The 21,595-nt window shown below is 73.1% G+C and carries 19 protein-coding genes and 1 pseudogene; 11 read left to right on the forward strand and 9 right to left on the reverse strand.

Going from position 1 to position 21,595, the window contains the following annotated elements; genetic code table 11:
- Nucleotides 1–27 precede the first annotated feature (27 nt).
- The gene (polA, locus tag OG799_RS02900) at nt 28–2,727 is read left to right on the forward strand and encodes a DNA polymerase I (protein ID WP_406042812.1); all 2,700 of its coding nucleotides are present in this window, start codon (nt 28–30) and stop codon (nt 2,725–2,727) included.
- 107 nt (nt 2,728–2,834) lie between these two features.
- On the opposite strand, the gene OG799_RS02905 is transcribed toward polA, so the two are convergent.
- A complete protein-coding gene (locus tag OG799_RS02905; RefSeq protein ID WP_406042814.1) occupies nt 2,835–3,719 on the reverse strand; it encodes an aldo/keto reductase in 885 nt (294 codons plus the stop codon).
- A gap of 67 nt (nt 3,720–3,786) precedes the next feature.
- Here OG799_RS02905 and OG799_RS02910 point away from each other — a divergent pair, with 67 nt between their 5' ends.
- Nucleotides 3,787–4,005 (forward strand): hypothetical protein, encoded by a 219-nt coding sequence (locus OG799_RS02910; protein ID WP_406042816.1) that lies wholly within the window; start codon nt 3,787–3,789, stop codon nt 4,003–4,005.
- Between the two features lie 18 nt (nt 4,006–4,023).
- Here OG799_RS02910 and OG799_RS02915 read toward each other — a convergent pair.
- The 3 genes and pseudogenes from OG799_RS02915 to OG799_RS02925 all read right to left on the reverse strand — a co-directional run.
- Nucleotides 4,024–4,365: pseudogene (locus OG799_RS02915) on the reverse strand (DUF3140 domain-containing protein); the annotation flags it as partial.
- On the reverse strand, nt 4,352–4,570 hold the full coding sequence (locus tag OG799_RS02920; protein ID WP_406042818.1) for a DUF2945 domain-containing protein: 219 nt from the start codon (nt 4,568–4,570) through the stop codon (nt 4,352–4,354). The pseudogene OG799_RS02915 and the gene OG799_RS02920, both read right to left, overlap by 14 nt.
- Nucleotides 4,571–4,609: 39 nt before the next feature.
- Nucleotides 4,610–5,416 (reverse strand): class I SAM-dependent methyltransferase, encoded by an 807-nt coding sequence (locus OG799_RS02925; protein ID WP_406042820.1) that lies wholly within the window; start codon nt 5,414–5,416, stop codon nt 4,610–4,612.
- Between the two features lie 367 nt (nt 5,417–5,783).
- Here OG799_RS02925 and rpsA point away from each other — a divergent pair, with 367 nt between their 5' ends.
- Both rpsA and coaE read left to right on the forward strand, forming a co-directional pair.
- Complete coding sequence (rpsA, locus tag OG799_RS02930) at nt 5,784–7,277, forward strand: 30S ribosomal protein S1 (protein WP_406042822.1); 1,494 nt, start codon at nt 5,784–5,786, stop codon at nt 7,275–7,277.
- Between the two features lie 135 nt (nt 7,278–7,412).
- Nucleotides 7,413–8,591 carry a dephospho-CoA kinase gene (gene coaE, locus OG799_RS02935; RefSeq protein ID WP_406046182.1) on the forward strand — a complete coding sequence of 393 codons (1,179 nt, stop codon included), beginning with the start codon at nt 7,413–7,415 and terminating at the stop codon, nt 8,589–8,591.
- Between the two features lie 5 nt (nt 8,592–8,596).
- Here coaE and OG799_RS02940 read toward each other — a convergent pair whose 3' ends face one another.
- On the reverse strand, nt 8,597–10,177 hold the full coding sequence (locus tag OG799_RS02940; RefSeq protein ID WP_406042824.1) for a hypothetical protein: 1,581 nt from the start codon (nt 10,175–10,177) through the stop codon (nt 8,597–8,599).
- Between the two features lie 336 nt (nt 10,178–10,513).
- Between OG799_RS02940 and uvrB the strand changes: the two genes are divergently transcribed.
- From uvrB to OG799_RS02960, 4 genes are all read left to right on the forward strand, one after another.
- Nucleotides 10,514–12,619: an excinuclease ABC subunit UvrB gene (uvrB, locus tag OG799_RS02945; protein WP_406042826.1), complete on the forward strand. Its 2,106-nt coding sequence runs from the start codon at nt 10,514–10,516 to the stop codon at nt 12,617–12,619.
- A 16-nt stretch (nt 12,620–12,635) separates the two neighbouring features.
- Nucleotides 12,636–13,478 carry a helix-turn-helix domain-containing protein gene (locus tag OG799_RS02950; protein WP_406042828.1) on the forward strand — a complete coding sequence of 281 codons (843 nt, stop codon included), beginning with the start codon at nt 12,636–12,638 and terminating at the stop codon, nt 13,476–13,478.
- Nucleotides 13,479–13,502: 24 nt separating this feature from the next.
- Nucleotides 13,503–13,871, forward strand: coding sequence for a VOC family protein (locus OG799_RS02955; RefSeq protein ID WP_406042830.1), 369 nt, complete (start codon nt 13,503–13,505; stop codon nt 13,869–13,871).
- Nucleotides 13,872–13,980: 109 nt separating this feature from the next.
- Complete coding sequence (locus OG799_RS02960; RefSeq protein WP_406042832.1) at nt 13,981–14,901, forward strand: helix-turn-helix domain-containing protein; 921 nt, start codon at nt 13,981–13,983, stop codon at nt 14,899–14,901.
- 6 nt (nt 14,902–14,907) lie between these two features.
- On the opposite strand, the gene OG799_RS02965 is transcribed toward OG799_RS02960, so the two are convergent.
- Nucleotides 14,908–15,669, reverse strand: coding sequence for an SDR family oxidoreductase (locus tag OG799_RS02965; RefSeq protein WP_406042834.1), 762 nt, complete (start codon nt 15,667–15,669; stop codon nt 14,908–14,910).
- Between the two features lie 136 nt (nt 15,670–15,805).
- On the reverse strand, nt 15,806–16,099 hold the full coding sequence (locus tag OG799_RS02970) for an antibiotic biosynthesis monooxygenase family protein (protein WP_406042836.1): 294 nt from the start codon (nt 16,097–16,099) through the stop codon (nt 15,806–15,808).
- 104 nt (nt 16,100–16,203) lie between these two features.
- On the opposite strand from OG799_RS02970, the gene pnuC reads away from it, so the two are divergent.
- From pnuC to OG799_RS02985, 3 genes are all read left to right on the forward strand, one after another.
- Entirely contained in the window at nt 16,204–16,857 is a 654-nt protein-coding gene (gene pnuC / locus OG799_RS02975) for a nicotinamide riboside transporter PnuC (protein WP_406042838.1), read from the forward strand.
- Nucleotides 16,854–17,933 carry an AAA family ATPase gene (locus OG799_RS02980; protein WP_406042840.1) on the forward strand — a complete coding sequence of 360 codons (1,080 nt, stop codon included), beginning with the start codon at nt 16,854–16,856 and terminating at the stop codon, nt 17,931–17,933. The genes pnuC and OG799_RS02980 overlap by 4 nt, the downstream gene beginning before the upstream one ends.
- Nucleotides 17,934–18,356: 423 nt before the next feature.
- On the forward strand, nt 18,357–19,355 hold the full coding sequence (locus OG799_RS02985) for a TerC family protein (RefSeq protein ID WP_406042842.1): 999 nt from the start codon (nt 18,357–18,359) through the stop codon (nt 19,353–19,355).
- 60 nt (nt 19,356–19,415) lie between these two features.
- Here the strand turns inward: OG799_RS02985 and OG799_RS02990 are convergent, their stop codons facing one another.
- Both OG799_RS02990 and OG799_RS02995 read right to left on the reverse strand, forming a co-directional pair.
- Complete coding sequence (locus OG799_RS02990; protein ID WP_406042844.1) at nt 19,416–20,333, reverse strand: NlpC/P60 family protein; 918 nt, start codon at nt 20,331–20,333, stop codon at nt 19,416–19,418.
- A 58-nt stretch (nt 20,334–20,391) separates the two neighbouring features.
- The gene (locus tag OG799_RS02995) at nt 20,392–21,489 is read right to left on the reverse strand and encodes a mandelate racemase/muconate lactonizing enzyme family protein (protein ID WP_406042846.1); all 1,098 of its coding nucleotides are present in this window, start codon (nt 21,487–21,489) and stop codon (nt 20,392–20,394) included.
- Nucleotides 21,490–21,595: the final 106 nt, after the last annotated feature.

The following is a 21,595-nucleotide window of genomic DNA, read 5'->3' on the forward strand; positions in this document are numbered from 1 at the left end:
TCGGAGCCGCGGACTAGAGTCGCTGCCGTGACAGCTACGACGCCGCGCCTGCTCCTCGTCGACGGACACTCCCTGGCATACCGGGCGTTCTTCGCCCTGCCGGTGGAAAACTTCTCCACCACGACGGGCCAGCCCACCAACGCGGTCTACGGCTTCACCTCGATGTTGATCAACGTGCTCCGCGACGAGCAGCCCAGCCACATCGTGGTCGCCTTCGACGTCTCCCGGCACTCCTTCCGCACCGACCGGTACGCCGAGTACAAGGCCGGCCGCAGCGAGACCCCGACCGACTTCAAGGGCCAGGTCAGCCTCGTGAAGGAGGTCCTCGCCGCGCTGCGCATCCCGGTGGTGGAGAAGGCGGGCTACGAGGCCGACGACGTCATCGCCACCCTCGCCTGCCAGGCCCGCGATCAGGGCATGCAGGTGCTGATCAGCACCGGTGACCGGGACGCGTTCCAGCTGGTCGGCGACGACGTCACCGTGCTCTACCCGCGTAAGGGCGTCTCCGACCTGGCCCGGATGGACCCGGCCGCGGTCGAGGCGAAGTACGGCGTCGGCCCGCAGCGCTACCGCGACCTGGCCGCCCTGGTCGGCGAGACCAGCGACAACCTGCCCGGCATCCCCGGCGTCGGCCCGAAGACCGCCGCCAAGTGGATCAACACGTACGGCGGGGTGGAGGGCGTCATCGCCCGGGCCGACGAGATCAAGGGCAAGGCCGGCGACAGCCTGCGCGAGCGGCTCGCCGACGTGATCCGCAACTACGAGATCAACTGCCTGGTCTCCGACCTGGAGCTGCCCGTCGGCCCCGAGGACGCCCGCTGGCAGGGCTGGGACCGGGAGGCCGTGCACCAGGTCTTCGACACCCTCCAGTTCCGCATCCTGCGCGACCGGCTGTACCAGTACCTGGAGGCCGTGGAGCCGGAGGCCGAGGCCGGCTTCGACCTGACCGGCGAAGTGCTCACCGAGCCCGGCGCGCTGGCCGGCTGGCTGGAGACGCACGCCCCGGCCGGCGCCCCCGTCGGCCTGGCGGTCAAGCTCGACACCGGCCCCAACCGGCGGCACACCGCCTCGGTGACCGGGATGGCCCTGGCCACCGCCGCCGGCGCGGCCGCCTGGTTTGACCCGGCCACCCTCGACCCGGCCGACGAGTCCGCCCTGGCCGGCTGGCTGGCCGACGGCGAGCGCCCCAAGGTGCTGCACGACAGCAAGCCGGCCGTGCTGGCCTTCGCCGCGCACGGCTGGGAGCTGCACGGCATCGCCAGGGACACCCAGATCGCCGCCTACCTGGCCCGTCCCGACCAGCGCTCCTACGACCTCACCGACCTGGCGCTGCGCTACCTGCACCGGGAGCTTCGGGTCGACGCGCCGGAGACCGGCCAGCTCACCCTGGAGGGGCTGGGCAACGACGGCGCGGCCGAGCAGAACCTCATGCTCCAGGCCCGGGCCACCCTCGACCTGGCCGACGCGATCGACGCCGAGCTGTCCCGCGACGGCGAGCAGTCCCTGCGGCTGATGGCCGGGGTGGAGCTGCCGCTGATGCGGGTGCTCGCCGCCATGGAGCGCACCGGCATCGCCGCCGACACGCACTACCTGTCGGAGCTGGAGGCCCACTTCGCCGCCGAGGTGAAGGCCGCCGCGCAGGGCGCGTACGCCGCCGTCGGGCGGGAGTTCAACCTCGGCTCGCCCAAGCAGCTCCAGGAGATCCTCTTCACCGAACTGGGCCTGCCGAAGACCAAGAAGATCAAGACCGGTTACACCACCGACGCCGACGCCCTGCAGTGGCTCTACGCGCAGCAGCCGCATCCGGTGCTGGAGCACCTGCTGCGCCACCGCGACGTGGCCAAGCTCAAGTCGACCGTCGACGGCCTGCTCAAGTCGGTCTCCGACGACGGCCGGATCCACACCACCTTCAACCAGACGGTGGCGGCCACCGGCCGGCTCTCCTCCACCGAACCGAACCTGCAGAACATCCCCATCCGCACCGAGGAGGGCCGGCGGATCCGCCGCGCCTTCGTGGTGGGGGAGGGGTACGAATCCCTGCTCACCGCCGACTACAGCCAGATCGAGATGCGGATCATGGCGCACCTGTCGTCGGACGACGCGCTGATCGAGGCGTTCAACTCCGGCCACGACTTTCACGCCGCCACGGCCTCGTCGGTCTTCTCGGTCGAGGTCGGCGCGGTCAACCCCGACCAGCGGCGCAAGATCAAGGCGATGAACTACGGCCTGGCGTACGGGCTCAGCGCGTTCGGCCTCTCCCAGCAGCTCGGGATCAGCGCCGAGGAGGCGCGCGGGCTGATGGAGAACTACTTCGCCGGCTTCGGCGGCGTCCGCGACTACCTGCAGGAGGTCGTCGCCCGGGCCCGCCAGGACGGCTACACCTCCACCATCCTCGGCCGCCGGCGCTACCTGCCGGACCTGGTCAGCGACAACCGGCAGCGCCGGGAGATCGCCGAGCGGATGGCGCTCAACGCCCCGATCCAGGGCTCCGCGGCCGACATCATGAAGGTCGCGATGCTGCACGTCGACCGCGCGCTGCGCGACGCCGGGCTGCGCTCCCGGATCCTGCTCCAGGTGCACGACGAGCTGGTCCTCGAGGTCGCCCCCGGCGAGCGGGAGACTCTGGAGGCCTTGGTGCGCAAGGAGATGGGCGAGGCGTACCCGTTGTCGGTGCCGCTGGAGGTCTCCGTCGGCGAGGGCCGCGACTGGAACAGCGCCGACCACTGACCGGTCGTCGTCCCCGTCCGGGCGCCCGGAACGGGGACGGGGCGAGCCGGTCAACCTCTCGCCCGCCGCGCGCCGAGGCTGCGCGTTCGGGCCCGTGACGTCCGTGGCTACCGGGTGGTCCGGGCGGTGTCGTCGGGCACGAGGGCGGTCAGCTCGGCGACCTCGGTGTCGGTCAGCCGGATGTGCGCGGCGGCGATGTTCTCCCGCAGGTGGGCGAGGCTCGTCGTACCCGGGATGGGCAGCATCGCGGGGGACCGGTGCAGCAGCCAGGCCAGCGCGATCTGCTGGGGCGTCGCCTCGTACCTGGCGGCGAGCGGAGCGAGGGCGGCGGCGACCTGGTCGGCGTTGTCCCCGCCGTCGCGGAGGCTGACGGGGTGCCAGGGCGAGAACACCGCGCCGGACTGCTCCGCGGCCGCGAGAAGGTCCGCGCCGGTGCGGTTGCCGATGTTGTACAGGGCCGTCACCGCGGAGATGTCGGCGATCGACCGGGCGACCTCGAACTGGGCGGCGGTCACGTTGGACAGGCCGATGTGCTTGATGTACCCCTCATCCTGCATCGTCTTCAGCTCGCCGATCTGCTCCTCGAAGGGGGCGTCAGTGGCGTAGCCGCTGTGCAGGTAGTAGAGGTCGAACAGTGCCAGGCCGAGGCGCCGCAGGCTCATCATGGCCGACTGGCGGAGGTACTTCGGGTTGCCCACCCAGCCGAGGGTGGAGTAGTCGAATCCGCCCCGGACGAAGCCGCCCTTGCTCGCGATGACCAGGCCCTCCCGGTAGGGGTGCAGTGCCTCGCGGATGAGCAGTTCGTTCGTGTGCGGGCCGTAGACGTCGGCGGTGTCGATGAAGTTCACCCCCTCCTCCGCGACGGCGCGGAGCAGCGCCACCCCACCGTCGTGGTCCGGATACGGCCCCCAGACCTGCTCTCCGGTGAGCTGCATCGCGCCGAAGCCGACACGGCCGACCTGGAGATCGGCACCGAGCGTGATCGTGGGCATGGAGGACACGGGTTGACGTGGCATGGCCAGCTCGATTCAGCTCAAGATCCGATAAGGCGAAAGGGAGGTGCGCCGGGCGGGGATCGGGATCGGCACCCTCTACCGCAACTTCCCCACCCGGGAGGACCTGGTCGAGGCCAGCTACCTCGCCGAGGTCCAGGCGGTCTGCGACTACGCCGAGGAGTTGGACCGGGAGGACGCCTTCGCGGCCAGCCGCGCACCGCCGGGGCGAGCAGGGCCGGTCGGTGACCGGCGGTCTCCGAGCCCGCCGTCCGCGCCGGGGTGAGCCGGCCGGCACCGCTCAGCCCTTCAGCGGGTCGTGGCCCCAGTTCATCAGCGACCAGCGCCACCTGGTGTCCCGGATGTCGCCGGAGGGGCGCTGTGCCATGTGCCGGTGCACGTACCCGATGACCTTGCGCATGTGCTTGTAGTCGGCGGTGCCGAGGTCCGCGCGCTTGCGCCGCAGCAGGTCGATGATCTTCCGGCCGGACTCGTGGCCGACCGACTCGCCGCCCTTGGTGCCCTTCCGCCAGCCGACGTGCTTCGACTCGTCGGTCTCCAGCCACTTCTGCAGTTCGCCGGGCTTCATGTTCACCGCCTCGGTGAACTCCCGGAAGGTGTCGCGGCCCTCGTCACGTCGGCTCACGGCGCAGCGCCTCCGGTCGGTGGGCGACGTCCCGGCCCGAGTCGTCGTTGCGGATCCGGTACTGCGGGTCCTCGGCGGACGCGTTCACGGGATGCCCGCGGATGTGCGTCCGGTCGATGAGCTTCTCCTTGACCACGCCGTGCGCCCGGCCGCTGTGGCTGGCCCAGGAGACGTGGTCGCCCCTGCGGAACTCCTTCTCAGCCATGCCCGCCGGGTACCCGGGGCCGGCGGGCGGAAACGACGGCTACCGCTCCGCCGGCTTCTCGGCGACGAAGATGGCGGTGCCGGGGAAGAGCCGGCCGCGCAGCGGGCTCCACTGCCCCCAGATCCCCTCGTGCCCCTCGGACCACTCCGGTTCGACCAGGTCCAGGAAGCGGAACCCGGCGCCGACGATCTCCCGGATCCGGTCGCCGAGGGTGCGGTGCTGCTCGACGTACGTGGCGACCCCGTGCTCGTCCTGTTCCACGTAGGGGGAGCGGTCGAAGTAGGAGTGGACCGCGGTCAGGCCGCCCTCGCCCGGGTCGTCGAGGAAGATCCAGCGCATCGGGTGGGTCACCGAGAAGACCCAGCGGCCGCCGGGGCGCAGCACCCGGAACACCTCCCGCATCACGGCGGCCGAGTCGTCGACGAACGGGATCGCGCCGAATGCCGTGCACGCCGTGTCGAACGCCGCGTCGGCGAAGGGCAGGGCGAGGGCGTCCGCCTGCACCAGCGGCACGCGTACCCCGGTGGTGGCGGCGGCGAGCGCGGCGTGCCGCAACATGCCGGCGGAGAGGTCCAGGGCGACCGGCCGGGCGCCCTGGGTGGCCAGCCACCGGGCGGCCGCCGCGGCGCCGCAGCCGAGTTCCAGCACCCGGCGGCCGGCGACGTCGCCGAGCAGCCGGACGTCGGCCTCGCGCAGCCCCTCGGGGCACCAGACGAAGTCCACCTCGCCCAGGAACGGGCCGTGCTCGGCCTGGTAGTCGTCGGCGTCGGTGTCCCACCAGCCCCGGTTGGCCCGGCGCACCTCGGCGTCGCCGACCCGGCGTCGGGTCACCCTGTCGTCATCCACCCGCTCACGCTAGGCCCCGCCGCCCACCGCCGGCCGACCGGCTGCGCCCACGGGTGGGGCCGGCGGTGCTGATGTGACGGACGAGACAGCAGTGGCACCTTACCGTTCGAAATCTCCGCTTTCGCAGCTGACGAGGTCGCGAGGAGATGGGAGGCCTTGCACGCTGTGGTAATGCAGCGGGTAGGCTAGACGATGCGCTCGCGGATCGTGTGCCTCGGCAGGGAGCAGGTGCGCGGTCACCGGAGCCACTAATGATCTTCTCTTGGCGATCGTTCGGTGTGTCCCGGCGGCGGATCCGCTGGCGCGAAAAGGTCACCGCGACACCACGCCTGCTGTGACAACCCATCCGACCGGAGCAACCGCCCACATGACGAGCAGCATCGAGGCCCCCTCGAGCGCCACCCGGGTCACCCACGACGATCTCGGTTCTGAGGAAGCTTTCCTCGCCGCGATCGACGAGACCATCAAGTACTTCAACGACGGCGACATTGTCGAAGGCACCGTCGTCAAGGTCGATCGGGACGAGGTCCTGCTCGACATCGGCTACAAGACCGAGGGTGTCATCCCCTCTCGGGAGTTGTCGATCAAGCACGACGTGGACCCCGCCGAGGTCGTCTCGGTCGGTGACCACATCGAGGCCCTGGTCCTCCAGAAGGAGGACAAGGAGGGTCGTCTGATCCTCTCCAAGAAGCGGGCGCAGTACGAGCGGGCCTGGGGCACGATCGAGAAGATCAAGGACGAGGACGGTGTCGTCCGCGGCTCGGTCATCGAGGTCGTCAAGGGTGGTCTCATCCTCGACATCGGGCTGCGCGGCTTCCTGCCCGCCTCCCTGGTCGAGATGCGGCGGGTGCGCGACCTGCAGCCGTACGTCGGCCGCGAGCTCGAAGCCAAGATCATCGAGCTGGACAAGAACCGCAACAACGTGGTCCTGTCCCGCCGGGCCTGGCTCGAGCAGACGCAGTCCGAGGTGCGCACCGAGTTCCTCAACAAGCTCCAGAAGGGGCAGGTCCGCAAGGGCGTCGTCTCCTCGATCGTCAACTTCGGCGCGTTCGTCGACCTGGGCGGCGTGGACGGCCTGGTGCACGTCTCTGAGCTCTCCTGGAAGCACATCGACCACCCGTCCGAGGTCGTCGAGGTCGGCCAGGAGGTCGAGGTCGAGGTCCTGGACGTCGACCTGGACCGCGAGCGGGTCTCGCTGTCGCTGAAGGCGACCCAGGAGGACCCGTGGCGGCAGTTCGCCCGCACCCACGCGATCCAGCAGATCGTGCCGGGTAAGGTCACCAAGCTGGTGCCGTTCGGCGCCTTCGTCCGGGTGGACGACGGCATCGAGGGCCTGGTCCACATCTCCGAGCTGGCCGAGCGCCACGTGGAGATCCCGGAGCAGGTCGTCCAGGTCGGCTCCGAGGTCATGGTCAAGGTCATCGACATCGACCTGGAGCGCCGCCGGATCTCGCTGTCGCTCAAGCAGGCCAACGAGGGCTTCGTCGAGGGCGAGGAGCACTTCGACCCGACCCTCTACGGCATGGCCGCGACCTACGACGCCGAGGGCAACTACATCTACCCGGAGGGCTTCGACCCGGAGACGGGCGAGTGGCTCGAGGGGTACGACAAGCAGCGCGAGACCTGGGAGAACCAGTACGCCGAGGCGCGTCAGCGCTGGGAGGCCCACACCAAGCAGGTGCAGACCTCCCGGGCCGCCGACGCCGAGGCCGCTGCGAACCCGGCTCCGGCCGTGGCCGCCGGTGGCACCACCACCACGACCACCACGGCCCCGAGCCGGCAGGCCGAGGAGCCGGCTGGCACCCTGGCCACCGACGAGGCGCTCGCCGCTCTGCGGGAGAAGCTCGCCGGCGGCAAGTGACCCGCTGACGACGACGGGCCCCGCCCCCGCGATCCGGACTACCGGGTCGCCGGGGGCGGGGCCCTCGCCGTTTCCGGCACCACCCCGCGCGGGGCGCGGTTTGGCGGGGGCCGGGTGATCGGGTTGACTGATCCGGTGCTGACGGTGGGGTTGACCGGCGGGATCGGGTCGGGCAAGAGTGCGGTGTCCGCGCGGCTGGCCGAGCTGGGCGCGGTGATCGTGGACGCCGACCAGGTCGCCCGCGAGGTCGTCGCCCCGGGTACGGAGGGGCTGGCCGAGATCGTCGCCGCCTTCTCCGACCGGGTGCTCGACGCCGACGGCGCGCTGGACCGGGCGGCGCTGGGTGCGGTCGTCTTCGCCGACGAGGCGGCCCGCCGCCGGTTGGAGGAGATCACCCATCCGCGGGTGCGGGCGCGTACCGCCGAGCTGGTCGCCGCGGCGCCGCACGCGGTGGTGGTCAACGACGTGCCGCTGCTGGTGGAGGTGGGGCTCGCGCCGACGTACCACCTGGTGGTGGTCGTGCAGACCGCGACGGCGACGCGGCTGGAGCGGCTGGCCCGCGACCGGGGCATGGACCGCGCGGAGGCCGAGCGGCGGATCGCCGCGCAGGCCGACGACGCCCGCCGGCGCGTGGCGGCCGACGTGGTGTTGAGCAACGACGGTGACCTGGCTGAGCTGTACGCGGCGGTGGACGGCCTGTGGCGGGACCGGCTGGTCCCGTTCGAGGAGAACCTGCGGGCGCGGCGGGCGGTCCGGCCGGAGCAGGTGGTGCTCGTGGAGCCTGATCCGAGCTGGCCGGAGCAGTACGCCCGGCTGGCCGCCCGGATCCGGCACGCGCTCGCCCCCGCCGACCTGCGCATCGACCACATCGGCTCGACCGCGGTGCCCGGGCTCGCCGCGAAGAACGTCATCGACATTCAGCTCAGCGTGCCGTCGCTGGCCGAGGCGGACGGGCTGCTGGCCGAGCGGCTCGCCGACGCCGGGTTCCCCCGGCTGCCGGGCGAGTGGTGGGACAACCCCCGTCCGGCCGGCAGCGGACGGTGGGAGAAGCGGTTGCACGGCAGCGCCGACCCCGGCCGCCCGGTGTATCTGCACCTGCGGGTGACCGGCTCACCGGGCTGGCGGTACGCCCTGCTGATGCGCGATCACCTGCGCGCCGACCCGGACCAGCGGGCCGCCTACCTCCAGTTGAAGCGGGAGCTGGCGGCCTCGGCACCGGACAGCGCGACCTACGGCACGTTGAAGGATCCGTGGTTCGACGAGGAGCACCTGCGGGCGGAGGAGTGGGCCGGGCGGACCGGCTGGCGGCCCTGACCGGCTCAGCGGGGCTTCGACCGGTGGGTGGGGCCGGCCCGGGGCGTGCCCGTGGGTAGCGTCGGGACCGGTCCCGGGGTGAGGTCGAGCTGCGCCCACACGCCGCGCCCGGTGCGCAGCTCCACCCGGCGCAGCAGCCCGTCCCGGTCGATCCAGTAGCGCAGCTGGGCCCGGTGGTCCCGCAGTTCGACGACGTCGACGGTGCGGTCGGCGAGCTGGTCGCCGCGGAGCCGGACGGCCGACCGGGGGTCGGCCGGGGTGCTGGCCGCCCGCAGCGCGGCGTCGACCAGCCGGTCCAGGTCGTCGGCGGCGGGCGTGGGGGGCGGCCAGGTGACGCCGGCCGGGGGCGGCAGCGGCGGCCGGTCCGGCAGCTCCGCGGTGCCGCCGTCCGCCGGTACCTCGACCCGGGTGGTCCCGTTCGTCTGGTGGCGCCGCAACGTCCGGCGGCCGGGCGTGCCGGCCTCCCCCACCGCGAGGTACGCGGTGGAGCCGGCCCAGCTCAGCCAGCCGGCCGCGCGCAGGTTCGCGGTCGGGCCGAGCGGCGCGGTCCCGGTCAGCGCGGCCCCACCGGCGGCCCGTAGCCGGGTCGGCAACCGGGTCAGCCGGTCGACTTCGGCGTCGGTGAGCGCCCGGGCCAGGCCGGGTCGGCCACCCAGGGCGTCGACCGGTCGCAGGGTCGGCCGGTCGCTGCGTTCCAGCGCCACGGTGACCGGCGTGTCGTCAGGCAGCCGTCCGATCAGCCGGTGCAGCCGGGCGTCCTGGTCGAGCCAGAGCCGGAACCGTCGGACCGGTGCCGGCGTCGCCGGGGCCGTGCCGGCCGGGCCCGTGGTGAGCGGCGCCTCCAGCACGTCCACGGGCGTGCCGGCGGCGGATTCCCGGCCGAGCCAGCGCGCCTGCGCGGTGACCGTGTCGGGTCGGTCGCCGCGTAGGGCGAGGAGCAGGTCGAGCACGGCGCTGAGGCCGCGCCCCGGGGATGGTTCGCGCAGTTGCCAGCGGTCGGTCGGCGGGACCAGCGGCGGCGGAGCGGGGGTGCCCGGCGCGGTCGGGTCGGGCCGGACCACCAGCGCGGCCGGGGTGGCCTGGAGCAGGCCACGGTCGGCGCCGGCGCCGGGACCGCCGACGTCCAGGTAGACCAGCGGCCGGGCCCAGTCGACCCAGCCGACCAGTTCGGTCCGGGCCGTTCCGGCGCCGACGGTGACGCGCACCCCGGAGCGGACGTCCCGGTAGGCGGTGACCCGCATGGCCGCCAGCCGTTCCGCCTCGGCCGCCGTCGCCGGGCGGGCCGGGTCGGCCGACTCGGGCGGCCCCCAGCTGAGCAGCCCGGCGACCAGGGCCGCGGCGGAGGCCGTCGCCACCACGCCGAGCCCGAGCAGGGTGGCCCGGCGTCTGCGGGGCGGCGCCGGCGGGTCCCCCGCGCCGTCGGGGTCGGCCCCGGGGCCGGGTTCCGGTCCGTGGTCGGCGGGGGTGTTGCCGCCGGTACGCGGCCCCGCCGCGCCGGTCGGCGGGGCGGCGGCCCGGCGGCGTCGGCCGCGGCTGGCGGCGGGTGCGGGGGTGGGGCGGGGGGCCCGCCCGGCAGGGGTCTCCACACGTGGAGAACGCGGCTGCCGGGTTCGGGTGACGTGAGTGGGGGCGCTCGCGGCTGCCGGGTTCGGGTGACGAGCAGGGGCGCTCGCGGCGGCCGGTCAGCGCCTCCAGCGCGACCACGTCGGATGCGCACGCCGGTGATGTCCGGGTGCTGCGACCCTCGGTGCCGGGGGCGGCCGTCCCCTGAGGGGGGCCACCTGCCCGGTCGGCCGCCGCGAGCGGCCTACGTCGAGAGCCTAGCCCGGTGAGATGTGGCACACAATGGGAATATCGAAGCCGATCACGGACCCTCCGTGGTCGGCCCGGAACTGTCGGACCCGCGGCGTACCGTTGATGTCATGGCGCTCGACATTCCCCGGCTCGACGGCCGCTTCCAGGTCGTCAGCGAGTTCCAGCCGGCCGGCGACCAGCCGGCGGCCATCGACGACCTTGAGCGTCGGGTCCGGCGCGGCGACCGCAACACGGTGCTCCTCGGCGCGACCGGCACCGGCAAGAGCGCCACCACGGCGTGGCTGGTCGAGCGGCTGCAACGGCCGACCCTGGTGCTCGCGCCCAACAAGACCCTCTGCGCCCAGCTGGCCAAGGAGTTCAGCGAGCTGCTCCCGCACAACGCGGTGGAGTATTTCGTCTCCTACTACGACTACTACCAGCCCGAGGCGTACATCCCGCAGACCGACACCTACATCGAGAAGGACTCCTCGATCAACGAGGAGGTCGAGCGGCTGCGGCACAAGGCCACCATGTCGCTGCTCACCCGGCGCGACACGATCGTGGTGGCGACGGTCTCGGCGATCTACGGCCTGGGCACCCCGGAGGAGTACCTCGAGCGGGCCGTCCGGGTCCGGGTCGGCCAGGAGATCGAGCGGGACAAGCTGCTGCGCCGGCTGGTCGAGATCCAGTACACCCGCAACGACATGGCCTTCCAGCGGGGCACCTTCCGGGTCCGCGGCGACACGCTGGAGATCATCCCGGCGTACGAGGAGCTGGCGCTGCGGATCGAGTTCTTCGGCGACGAGGTGGAGAAGCTCTACTACCTCAACCCGCTCACCGGCGACGTGGTCCGCGAGGTCGACCACCTGCTGATCTTCCCGGCCACCCACTACGCGGCCGGCCCGGAGCGGATGGAGCGGGCGATCCGCGACATCGAGGTCGAGCTGGGCGAGCGGCTGGCCGAGCTGGACCGGCAGGGCAAGCTGCTGGAGGCACAGCGACTGCGGATGCGCACCACCTACGACATCGAGATGATGCGCCAGGTCGGCTTCTGCTCCGGCATCGAGAACTACTCCATGCACATCGACGGCCGGCTGCCCGGCAGCCCGCCGCACTGCCTGCTCGACTACTTCCCCGACGACTTCCTCACCGTGGTCGACGAGTCGCACGTGACCATCCCGCAGATCGGCGGCATGTACGAGGGCGACGCGTCCCGCAAGCGGATGCTCATCGACCACGGCTTCCGGCTGCCCAGCGCCGCCGACAACCGGCCGCTGCGCTTCGACGAGTTCCTGGAGCGGGTCGGCCAGCTGGTCTTCCTCTCCGCCACCCCCGGCCCGTGGGAGCTGGAGCAGGCCCAGGGGGAGTTCGTCGAGCAGGTCATCCGCCCGACCGGCCTGATCGACCCCGAGGTCATCGTGAAGCCCACCAAGGGCCAGATCGACGACCTCATGCACGAGATCAAGCTGCGCACCGAGCGGGACGAGCGGGTGCTGGTCACCACGCTGACCAAGAAGATGGCCGAGGACCTCTCGGACTACCTCCTGGAGAACGGCATCCGGGTGCGCTACCTGCACTCGGAGGTCGACACGCTGCGCCGGGTCGAGCTGCTGCGCGAGCTGCGCAAGGGCGACTACGACGTGCTGGTCGGCATCAACCTGCTGCGGGAGGGCCTCGACCTGCCCGAGGTGTCCCTGGTCGCGATCCTGGACGCGGACAAGGAGGGCTTCCTGCGCAGTGGCCGGTCGCTGATCCAGACCATCGGCCGGGCCGCCCGTAACGTCAGCGGCCAGGTGCACATGTACGCCGACAAGATCACCCCGTCGATGGCGAACGCGATCGACGAGACCAACCGGCGGCGGGCCAAGCAGTTCGCGCACAACGAGGCGCACGGGATCAGCCCCGAGCCGCTGCGGAAGAAGATCCACGACATTCTCGACGACATCTACCGCGAGGCCGAGGACACCGAGAACAGCCGCGTCGGCGGCGCGGCGCGGCAGCTCTCCCGGGGCAAGGCGCCGGTCAAGGAGACCCGCAGCCGCAGCCGGGTGGGTGCCGCCCCGTCCCGGGAGGGGATGGCCCGGGCCGACCTGGCCAACCTCATCCAGGAGCTCAACGACCAGATGCTCGCCGCCGCGCGGGAGTTGCAGTTCGAGCTGGCCGCGCGGATCCGCGACGAGGTTGCCGACCTCAAGAAGGAGCTGCGCGGGATGGACGCCGCCGGCGTGAAGTGACGGGACGGGGACGCCGATGCCCGACGGGCTCACCGAGGCGGTCGTCGGCCTGCCCGCGCCCCGGCTGCTCCCGTACGTCGACCGCTACCTCGGCTACCGCGAACACGTCGGGCGCCCGCTGGTACGCCGGGAGGTGGCCGGCGCCTTCGTGGTGCTCATCCTTGGCTGGGGTGCCCCGCTGGACGTCGTCGAGCACCGCCGCGCCGAGCGGAGCGCGTACGGGGTGGACTCGTTCGTCGCCGGGCCGTTCGACGCGTACTGCACCAGCCGGACCGTGGGCGTCGGCGTCGGGGTGCAGCTGCTGCTGACGCCGCTGGCCGCGCGCCGGGTGCTCGGCGTGCCGTTGGGCGAGCTGACCAACCGCGCGGTGCCGGCCGAGCTGCTGCCCGGCGGGTGGCTGCGCCGGCTGCGGGACCGGCTGGCCGACGCGCCGGACTGGCCCGGCCGCTTTGCGCTGCTCGACGCGGCGGTGGCGGACCGGTTGGCCGCGACCGTACCGACCGACGCGACGCTGTCCGGGGCCTGGCGGCTGCTGGCCGGCAGCGGAGGGCGGATCGGGGTGGGGGCGCTCGCCGACGAGGTGGGCTGGAGCCGGCGGCACCTGGCCGCCCGGTTCCGCCACGAGTTGGGCCTGCCGCCGAAGACGGTGGCCCGGCTGCTGCGCTTCCACGCCGCGTACGCGACGCTGGGCCGCGAACTGACCCTGGCCCCGGCGACGGACCCGGTCCCCGGCGGTGGCTGGGCGGAGCTGGCGGTGCGCTGCGGCTTCTACGACCAGTCCCACCTGATCCGCGACTTCCGGGAGTTCACCGGCGACAGCCCGACGGCGCTCGGGTCACATTCGTCCAATCCCGGTTGATCGGGCCGGCCGCACAATCGACGCATGAGCAACATCTACCCGGTGTTCCGGTATCCCAACGCCCGTGCCGCCGTCGAGTTCCTCCGCACCGCGTTCGGTCTCACCGTGCAGGAGGTGCACGAGGGGCCCGACGGCGAGGTGCGGCACGCCCAGCTCCGCTACGGCGACGACCTGATCATGCTGGCCCCCGGGGCCGGACCGTCGGCCCGCCCGACCGATGACGACCACCGGATCTACGTGGTGGTCGACGACATCGACGCGCACCACGAGCGGGCGGCGGCGGCCGGCGCGGAGATCGTGGTCAAGCCGTTCGACACCGACTACGGCTCCCGCGACTACACGGCCCGGGACCTGATCGGCAACGTGTGGTCCTTCGGGACGTACCGGCCCTGACCGGCCCGCCGGGGTCGAGGGATCCCGGGATCCGAGAGGTTGCGGTGTGCGAGCGAGATATTGCCCTGCGTGACGGTCCTGCGTACGCTCCCTCGATGGGGAGGCCTGGATGCCGTCATCAGCAAGTCCTGTCATCCGGCGGGCGCGTCTCGGCGCCGAGCTGCGTCGCCTGCGCCACCGGGATGCGCTCACCCTGAAGCAGGTCTGCGGCCGGCTGGGGTGGGCGTCCACGTCGAAGCTGTCCCGGATCGAGCTGGGCCAGAGCCGGCCGGACCTGGCCGACGTGCTCGACCTGCTCGACGTCTACCAGGTCCCGCCCGGCCAGCGGGAGGCGTTGATCGTCATCGCCCGCGACGCCGCCACCGCCCGCGGCTGGTGGAAGGCCCTGGGCGAGATGGGTGAGCGCCAGCGCGACTACGCCGAGCTGGAGTCGGGCGCGGCGACCATCGTGGAATACCAGCCCGCCGTGGTGCCGGGGCTGCTGCAGACCCCGGCGTACGCCCGGCTGCGGGTGGCGGCGGGGGCGGCGCTCTGCTCCGAGGTCGACGTGGAGGCCGACGTGCGGGCCCGGGCGGTACGGCAGGAGGTGGTGCGCCGCCCCGACCCGCCGGCGTACACGGCGCTGCTCGCCGAGCGCGCCTGCGACCCTGGCGGCACGCCGCCGGACGTGTGGCGCGAGCAGTTGCGGCACCTGGTCGCCCTCGCCGACCGGCCGCACGTCACCATCCGCCTGCTGCCCGGGGACGCGGCGCCGGAAGGCAGCGTGCATCCGCTCGCCCCGTTCTCCTACTACGCCTTCCCGGACCCGGCGGACCCGCGCACGGTGATGGTGGAGACCCTCACCACCGATCTGCGGCTGGTGGCCGAGGACGACGTCGCCCGGTACGAGCACCTGATCGACCGGCTGCTGGCGGCGGCGCTGCCCGCCGCGGAGTCGGCGGCGCTGCTGGCCCGGCGGGCCGAGCAACCGGTGGTGCCCCGGCCCCGCGCTCCCGTGGGCGGCGGCCCGCCCGGCGACGGGGAGAGCTGAGCGCGTTCAGTGGTGGCGCCGGAAGCCACCCTCGGAGTCGATCACCTGCCCGGTGATCCAGTCGGCGTCGGCGGAGCAGAGGAAACGCTCCAGCCGGGCGGCGTCCTCCGGGGTGCCCCAGCGGCCGCTCGGGAAGAGCCGGGCCACCGCGGCCAGTCGTTCCGGGTCGGCGTAGCCGGTGTCGGTCGGGCCGGGGTTGACGCAGTTGACCGTGATGCCGTTGGGCATCAGCAGCGGGGCGAGCTGGAGCGTGAGGTTCTCCACGGCGGCCTTGCTGGCCGCGTACGCCAGCTCGCCCGGCATCGGGCCGAGCCGCTGGCCGCTGGAGAAGAGCACCAGCCGCCCGCCGGGTCCGCTCCGGTGGGCAGCGGCGAACGCCTCCGCGAGCAGCAGCGTCGCCCGGACATTGACCAGCAGGTGGCGGTCGATCTCGGCGGCGTCGAGCCCGCCCAGCGGGGTGTGCGTCGAGTAGGCGTGCACCGCCACCACCGCGTCGAGCCGGCCGTGCCGCCGGATGGCCTCGGCGACCAGTCGCGCCGGCGCGGCCGGGTCGAGCAGGTCGGCCGGCAGGTAGGGAACGTCGCCGCCCAGCTCGGCCAGGAGCGCCGGCACCCCGTCCGGGTCGCCGCCGTAGGGCTGGGCGTCGTCGTAGCCGGGCAGGCCGGTCAGCAGCAGCCGCCAGCCGTCCGCCGCGAGCGCGCGGGCGACCGCCGCGCCGATGCCGACGCGCCGGCTGACGCCGGTCACCAGGGCGATCCGTTCCATCATGATCAGGACTCAACCAAGCGCGGACGACGGCCGCAAACGACTTGTCGCCGCGCGGCCACCGGGCCCGGCGCCCCCGTTGCCCGTCGGGACCGGTGGCCGGCGCGTCGCGCGCAGGCTAACCGGGAGGTACGACAGCTCAGGCCGGCACGTCGACGAAGTGCTCGACCAGGGGCGGGCCGGCGAAGTGCGGGCCGATCAGGGCGCGCCACTGCTGGAACTTCTCGCTCTGCCGGAAGTTGACGTCGTGCGCCTCGACCGAGTCCCACTCGACCAGCAGCACGAACCGGGAGGGGGACTCGATGCCCCGGGTCATCCGGACGGAGCGGCAGCCCTCGGTGCCGGTGATGATCGGATACGCCTGCGCGTAGGCGGCGGCGAAGGCGTCCTCGTGCCCGGGGATGACGTCGATCAGCGCGACCTCAAGAACCATGACCGAAGCCTCGCACGCCGCCCCGCTCACCGCGGGGGCAGGGGTCTTTCCCGGTACCGGTCGGCGCTCTAGGGTGGGCGCGCGGAAACACGGGGGAGGACCACATGCTCGACTGGCTGACCGGTACGGCGTTCACGGTCGCGGGGACCGGCACCACCTGGGCGGAGCTGCTCGGCTTCGCGACCGGCGTGGTCAACGTCTGGCTCGTCGCCCGGCAGCACATCGCGAACTGGCCGATCGGCATCGCCAACGTGCTGCTGCTCATGCTGCTCTTCTGGACCGCCGGCCTGTACGCCGACGCCGGCCTCCAGGTCGTCTACGTGGTCCTCGGGGCGTACGGCTGGTGGCACTGGCTCTTCGGCGGGGAGCGGCGCAACCGGCTCACCGTCGCCCGCACCGGGCACCGGGAGTGGTGGGCCCTGGGGGTCGCCGGGGTGCTGCTCACCGCCGGGCTCTGGGCGCTGCTGGACCGGGTCACCGACTCCACGGTGCCGTTGGCGGACGCGCTCACCACGGCGCTCTCGCTGCTCGCCACGTACGGGCAGACCCGCAAGCTGGTGGAGAGCTGGTGGCTGTGGATCGTGGCCGACCTGATCTACATCCCGCTCTACGGGTACAAGGGGCTCTGGCTGACCGGCGGGCTCTACCTGATCTTCCTGGCCCTCTGCGTGGTGGGGTTGCGGGCCTGGCGGGCCGACCTGCGCGAGCGGTCGGTGGTGACCGCGGTGCCGCCCGGCCCGGCCCCGGTGGCCGCGTGACCGCCCCCGCCGGGGAGCGGGAGTTCCGGCATGGCATGGTGGTGGGGAAGTTCTACCCGCCGCACGCCGGGCACCACGCGCTGATCGAGGCCGCCGCGGCCCGCTGCGCGGCGGTCACCGTGGTCGTCGCGCCGTCCCGGCGGGAGTCGATCCCGCTGGCCGACCGGGTCGCCTGGCTGCGCGAGGCGCACGCGGCCACCCCGTGGGTCCGGGTGGTGGGCCGGTACGACGACCATCCGGTGGACCACGCCGACCCGGGGGTCTGGGACGCGCACTGCGCGGTGTTCCGGGAGGCGGTCGGGCCCGAACCGGTCGACGCGGTCTTCTCGTCGGAGGCGTACGGCGCGGAGTTGGCCCGCCGCTTCGACGCCGTGCCGGTCTGCGTGGACGCCGACCGGCGGGCGGTGCCGGTCTCCGGCACCGCGGTGCGGGCGGACCCCGCGGGGCACTGGCGGTGGCTGGGCCCGGCGGCGCGGGCGTGGTTCGTCCGCCGGGTCGTGGTGGTGGGGGCCGAGTCCACCGGCACCACGACGATGGCCGCGGCGCTCGCGGCCCACCACCGCACCGCCTGGGTCCCCGAGTACGGGCGGGAGTTGACCGCCCGCAAGCTCGCCGAGCTGCGGTCGCGGCGCCCGGCGGCGACGGTCTTCGACGTGACCTGGGACCGGGACGACTTCGTCGAGGTGGCCCGGGCGCAGCAGGCCGCCGAGGACGCGGCGGCCCGGACCAGCGGACCCCTGCTGTTCTGCGACACCGACGCCCGGGCCACCGCGGTCTGGGAGGAGCGGTACCTCGGTTCGGCCTCGCCGGCGGTCCGCGCGGCGGCCCGCAGGCCGGCGCTGTATCTGCTCACCGACCACGAGGGCGTCCCGTTCGACGACGACGGTTTGCGCGACGGGGAGCACCTGCGGGCCTGGATGACCGGGCGGTTCCGGGCCGAGTTGGCCGACTGCGGGGTGCCGGTGGTGGAGCTGCGCGGTCCGCACCCTGAGCGGTTGGCCACCGCGGTGGCGGCCTGCGACGCGTTGCTGGCCGCCGGCTGGTCGCTCGCCGAGCCGCTGCTGCCCGCCTCCTGAAGCCGGCCACGGCGGGGCGGCTACCGACGCGACGCGACGCGACCGACCACGGTCCTCGCCCGTCGGATCAATGCCGAGGCCGCACCCGGCAATTGGGCACCTAGCCTCCTAGGATGCCCCAGCGGATGGGCCCGCGCGCACCCGAAAAGTGATCCCACCGTCAATCAGGGCCGCCGGAGATGCGCCGGCCGCCCTGGATGGTGAAGAATGGCGGCCGAGGAGGGGAGTATTCCCTCGCGACGGAGTCGTCAGCACGGACGCCCGCCACCCCCGGCGGCGCGACCCGGCTCCGTCGGTCAGCGGCCCGTCACCGGGTCGGTGGCGGAAGAGACCTCCGACAGTCACCAGAGTCAGCGTCGACGCACCCCGGCCCCTCACCCGGCGTACGGTGTGCCCGACGCTGCGTGTCTGCCGGAGGATGAATTGAACGTGTCCGGATTGGTGTGGGCCGGGACTCTCGTCGCGATGACGGCGGTCCTGCTCGTCGACCTCTTCATCATCGGTCGACGCCCGCACGAGCCCAGTGTCCGTGAGTCGAGCCTCTGGGTCGGCTTCTATGTCGGGCTGGCCATGCTCTTCGGCGCCGGCCTGTGGCTCACCTCCGGCCCGAGCGTGGCCGGCCAGTTCTACACCGGATGGCTCACCGAGTACAGCCTCTCGGTGGACAACCTCTTCGTCTTCGTGATCATCATGGCCCGGTTCGGCGTGCCCCGGCGGTACCAGCAGAAGGTGCTGCTCATCGGCATCGTGCTGGCGCTGGTCATGCGCGGCGGCTTCATCGCCGCCGGCGCCGCGCTGATCTCCCAGTTCTCCTGGGTCTTCTACATCTTCGGCGCGTTCCTGATCTACACCGCGGTCAACCTGGCCCGGCAGGGCGAGCCGGACGAGGACGAGTTCAGCGAGAACCTGCTGATCCGGTGGAGCCGCAAGGCGCTGCCGATCTCCCGGAACTTCGACGACGCGAAGATGACCACCCACGAGAACGGCCGGCGGCTGTTCACCCCGATGCTGATCGTGATGATCGCGATCGGCACCACCGACCTCATCTTCGCCCTCGACTCGATCCCGGCGATCTTCGGCATCACCCAGGAGCCGTACCTGGTCTTCACCGCGAACGTCTTCGCGCTGATGGGGCTGCGGCAGCTCTACTTCCTGCTCGGCGGGCTGCTGGACCGGCTGATCTACCTCAGCTACGGCCTGGCCGTGGTGCTCGGCTTCATCGGGGTCAAGCTCGTGCTGGAGGCCCTCGCCGACAACAACCTGCCGTTCGTCAACGGCGGCCAGCACGTCGGCTGGGCCCCGCACATCCCGATCTGGCTCTCCCTGCTGGTCATCCTCGGCACCCTGGCCGTGGCCACCGCGGCGAGCCTGGCCAAGTCGTCCCGCGACCGGCGCCGCGAACTGGCCGAAGCCCGGCGCTGACCGCGCCCGTCGGAAAGGGGCGCTCCCGTCGTCGGGAGCGCCCCCTTTCCGCGTACGGGGTCAGAACCGGTGCGCGCCCACCAGGGTGGCGAGCCGGTCGGCGGGCAGCTGCTCCTCGACCACCCGGCGCTGCCGGTAGCAGGCGTGCAGCATCCGCCGCTGCTCGCCGTGCGGCTCGGCGCTGACGATGCCGACGTGGTGGATCCGGCGCCCGGGCCGGGCGAAGAAGTAGAGGTCGCCGGGGCGTTCGTCGCCGGGCGCCAGCGGGGTGGTCGCCTCGGCCTGGTCGTCGGCGTCGCGGGGGACGGTCACCCCGAATCGGCGCCAGGCGAGGTGCACCAGGCCGGAGCAGTCGATGCCGTGGCTGGAGTGCCCGCCCCAGATGTACGGGAGACCACGGAGCCGGTCGGCGACCGCGAGCACCTCCTTGGCCTCCGGCCGCTCGACCGGGAGGGGAACCACGTCGGTCTCGGGAACCCAGAGCGGTTCGGTGTGCCCGGGCACGTGGAAAGGCAGCCAGCCGTCGAAGAGCGGACCGGCCCGGTACAGGCGCGTGCCGAGCACCACACCGGGGAGCGCCGGCGGACCCCCGGGCGTGAAGTGCAGGTCGGCCACGTGGGCGTCGACCACGAACTGCGGCGACCGCTGCCGCTCGGCCCGGAGCGGGGCCAGCTGCGCGACGGGCAGCCAGCCCGGGTAGCCGCGCGGGTCGAGCTTCGCGGCCGGCTGCTCGACGGCGACCACGTGCGCCCAGCCGTCGACGCGCAGTTCGATGACGAGCACCCGCTCGCCGAGCAGCAGCTGGCTGAGCACGCAGTCGCCCACCTGCTGGTCGTGGTCCAGGCCGGCGACCCAGGCCGGGACGTCCGGGGCGTCGGACAGGGCGGGGCGGTCGACCGGCCGCACCGCGTCGGGGGAGGCCCAGAGGGTCGCCACCGGGACCCTGACGACGGCCTCGCGGCCCGGTTGCAGCTCCACGTCCACCCCCAGCTCGCGCCGCTGTCTCCCGCGACCCTATGAAAGATTCCAACGGTCATCAACCACGGGTCTGCATCTTTACTTCATTAACCGAGCTGATGCCGAGCCCCGGCGCGTCCGGCAGCACGACCGTCGCGCCGTCGTACCGGATCCCGCCCCGCACCGGCGACCAGGCCAGCCACCAGGCGGCGTCCAGGTCCGAGACCGCCGTGGTGCCGTAGGCCGCGACCAGGCTGGCCGCGGCGCCGACACCGATCTGGCTCTCCATCATCGACCCGACGATCGTGCCGACGCCGTGCGCGGCGGCCAGGTCGAGCAGGGTGCGGGCCGGGTGCAGCCCGCCGCACTTGGCGAGCTTCACGTTCACCATGTCGGCCGCCCGGCGGCGGATCACCTCGACCAGGTCGCGTACGCCGAAGACCGACTCGTCGGCGAGGATCGGCAGGTCGACGCGGTCGCTGACCCAGGCCAACCCGTCCAGGTCCCAGCGTGCCACCGGCTGCTCGACCAGCTCGACGTCGAGGCCCGCGTCCTCGATGCCGCGGATGACCCGGACCGCCTCCCGCGGCGTCCAACCCTGGTTCGCGTCCAGCCGGATCCGCACCCCCGGCCCGACCGCCGACCGGACCGCGCGTACCCGGTCCAGGTCCCCCCTGGCGTCGGTGCCGACCTTCAGCTTGAGCACGTCGAACCCCTCGGCCCGGCGCTGCTTCGCCGCCGCGGCCAGGTCGACCGCGTCGCCGGCGGCCAGGGTGACGTCCGTCGGCACCCGCAGGGTCGTCCCACCGAGCAGCCGGACCAGCGGTACGCCGAGCCGCCGGGCGGCCAGGTCGTGCAGCGCCGCGTCGACGGCCCCCTTGGCGGACTCGTTGCCGGCCACCGCCCGCTGCACCTCGCCGCAACGCGCCACCAGGTCGTCGGCGTCCCGGCCGGTCAGCGCCGGAGCGATGATCTCCCGGACGCACGCCTCCGCGCCGGCGATGGACGCGCCGGTCACCTGCCAGACCTGCGGCGCCTCGCCGAAACCGGACCGCCCGTCGTCGTCGACCAGCTCGACGACCAGGGTGTCCACGGTGGTGGTCCGGCGCAGCGCGGTGACGAACGGGGTGTGTAAGGGGGCGGAAAGCCGGTGGGTGCGTACCGCGGCGATCGTCATGTGCGGCACCCTATACTCGGTCGCGCTCATCGCGGCCCGGCTGCCCCCGGACCCGGCGGCCATCGGGGGTCAGGGTGGCCGCGGGCGGGCGCGAACAGGGGAGGCC

Origin of the sequence: Micromonospora sp. NBC_00898 (assembly GCF_045207895.1) — a bacterium.
In the GTDB taxonomy this organism is placed as follows: Bacteria; Actinomycetota; Actinomycetes; order Mycobacteriales; family Micromonosporaceae; genus Micromonospora.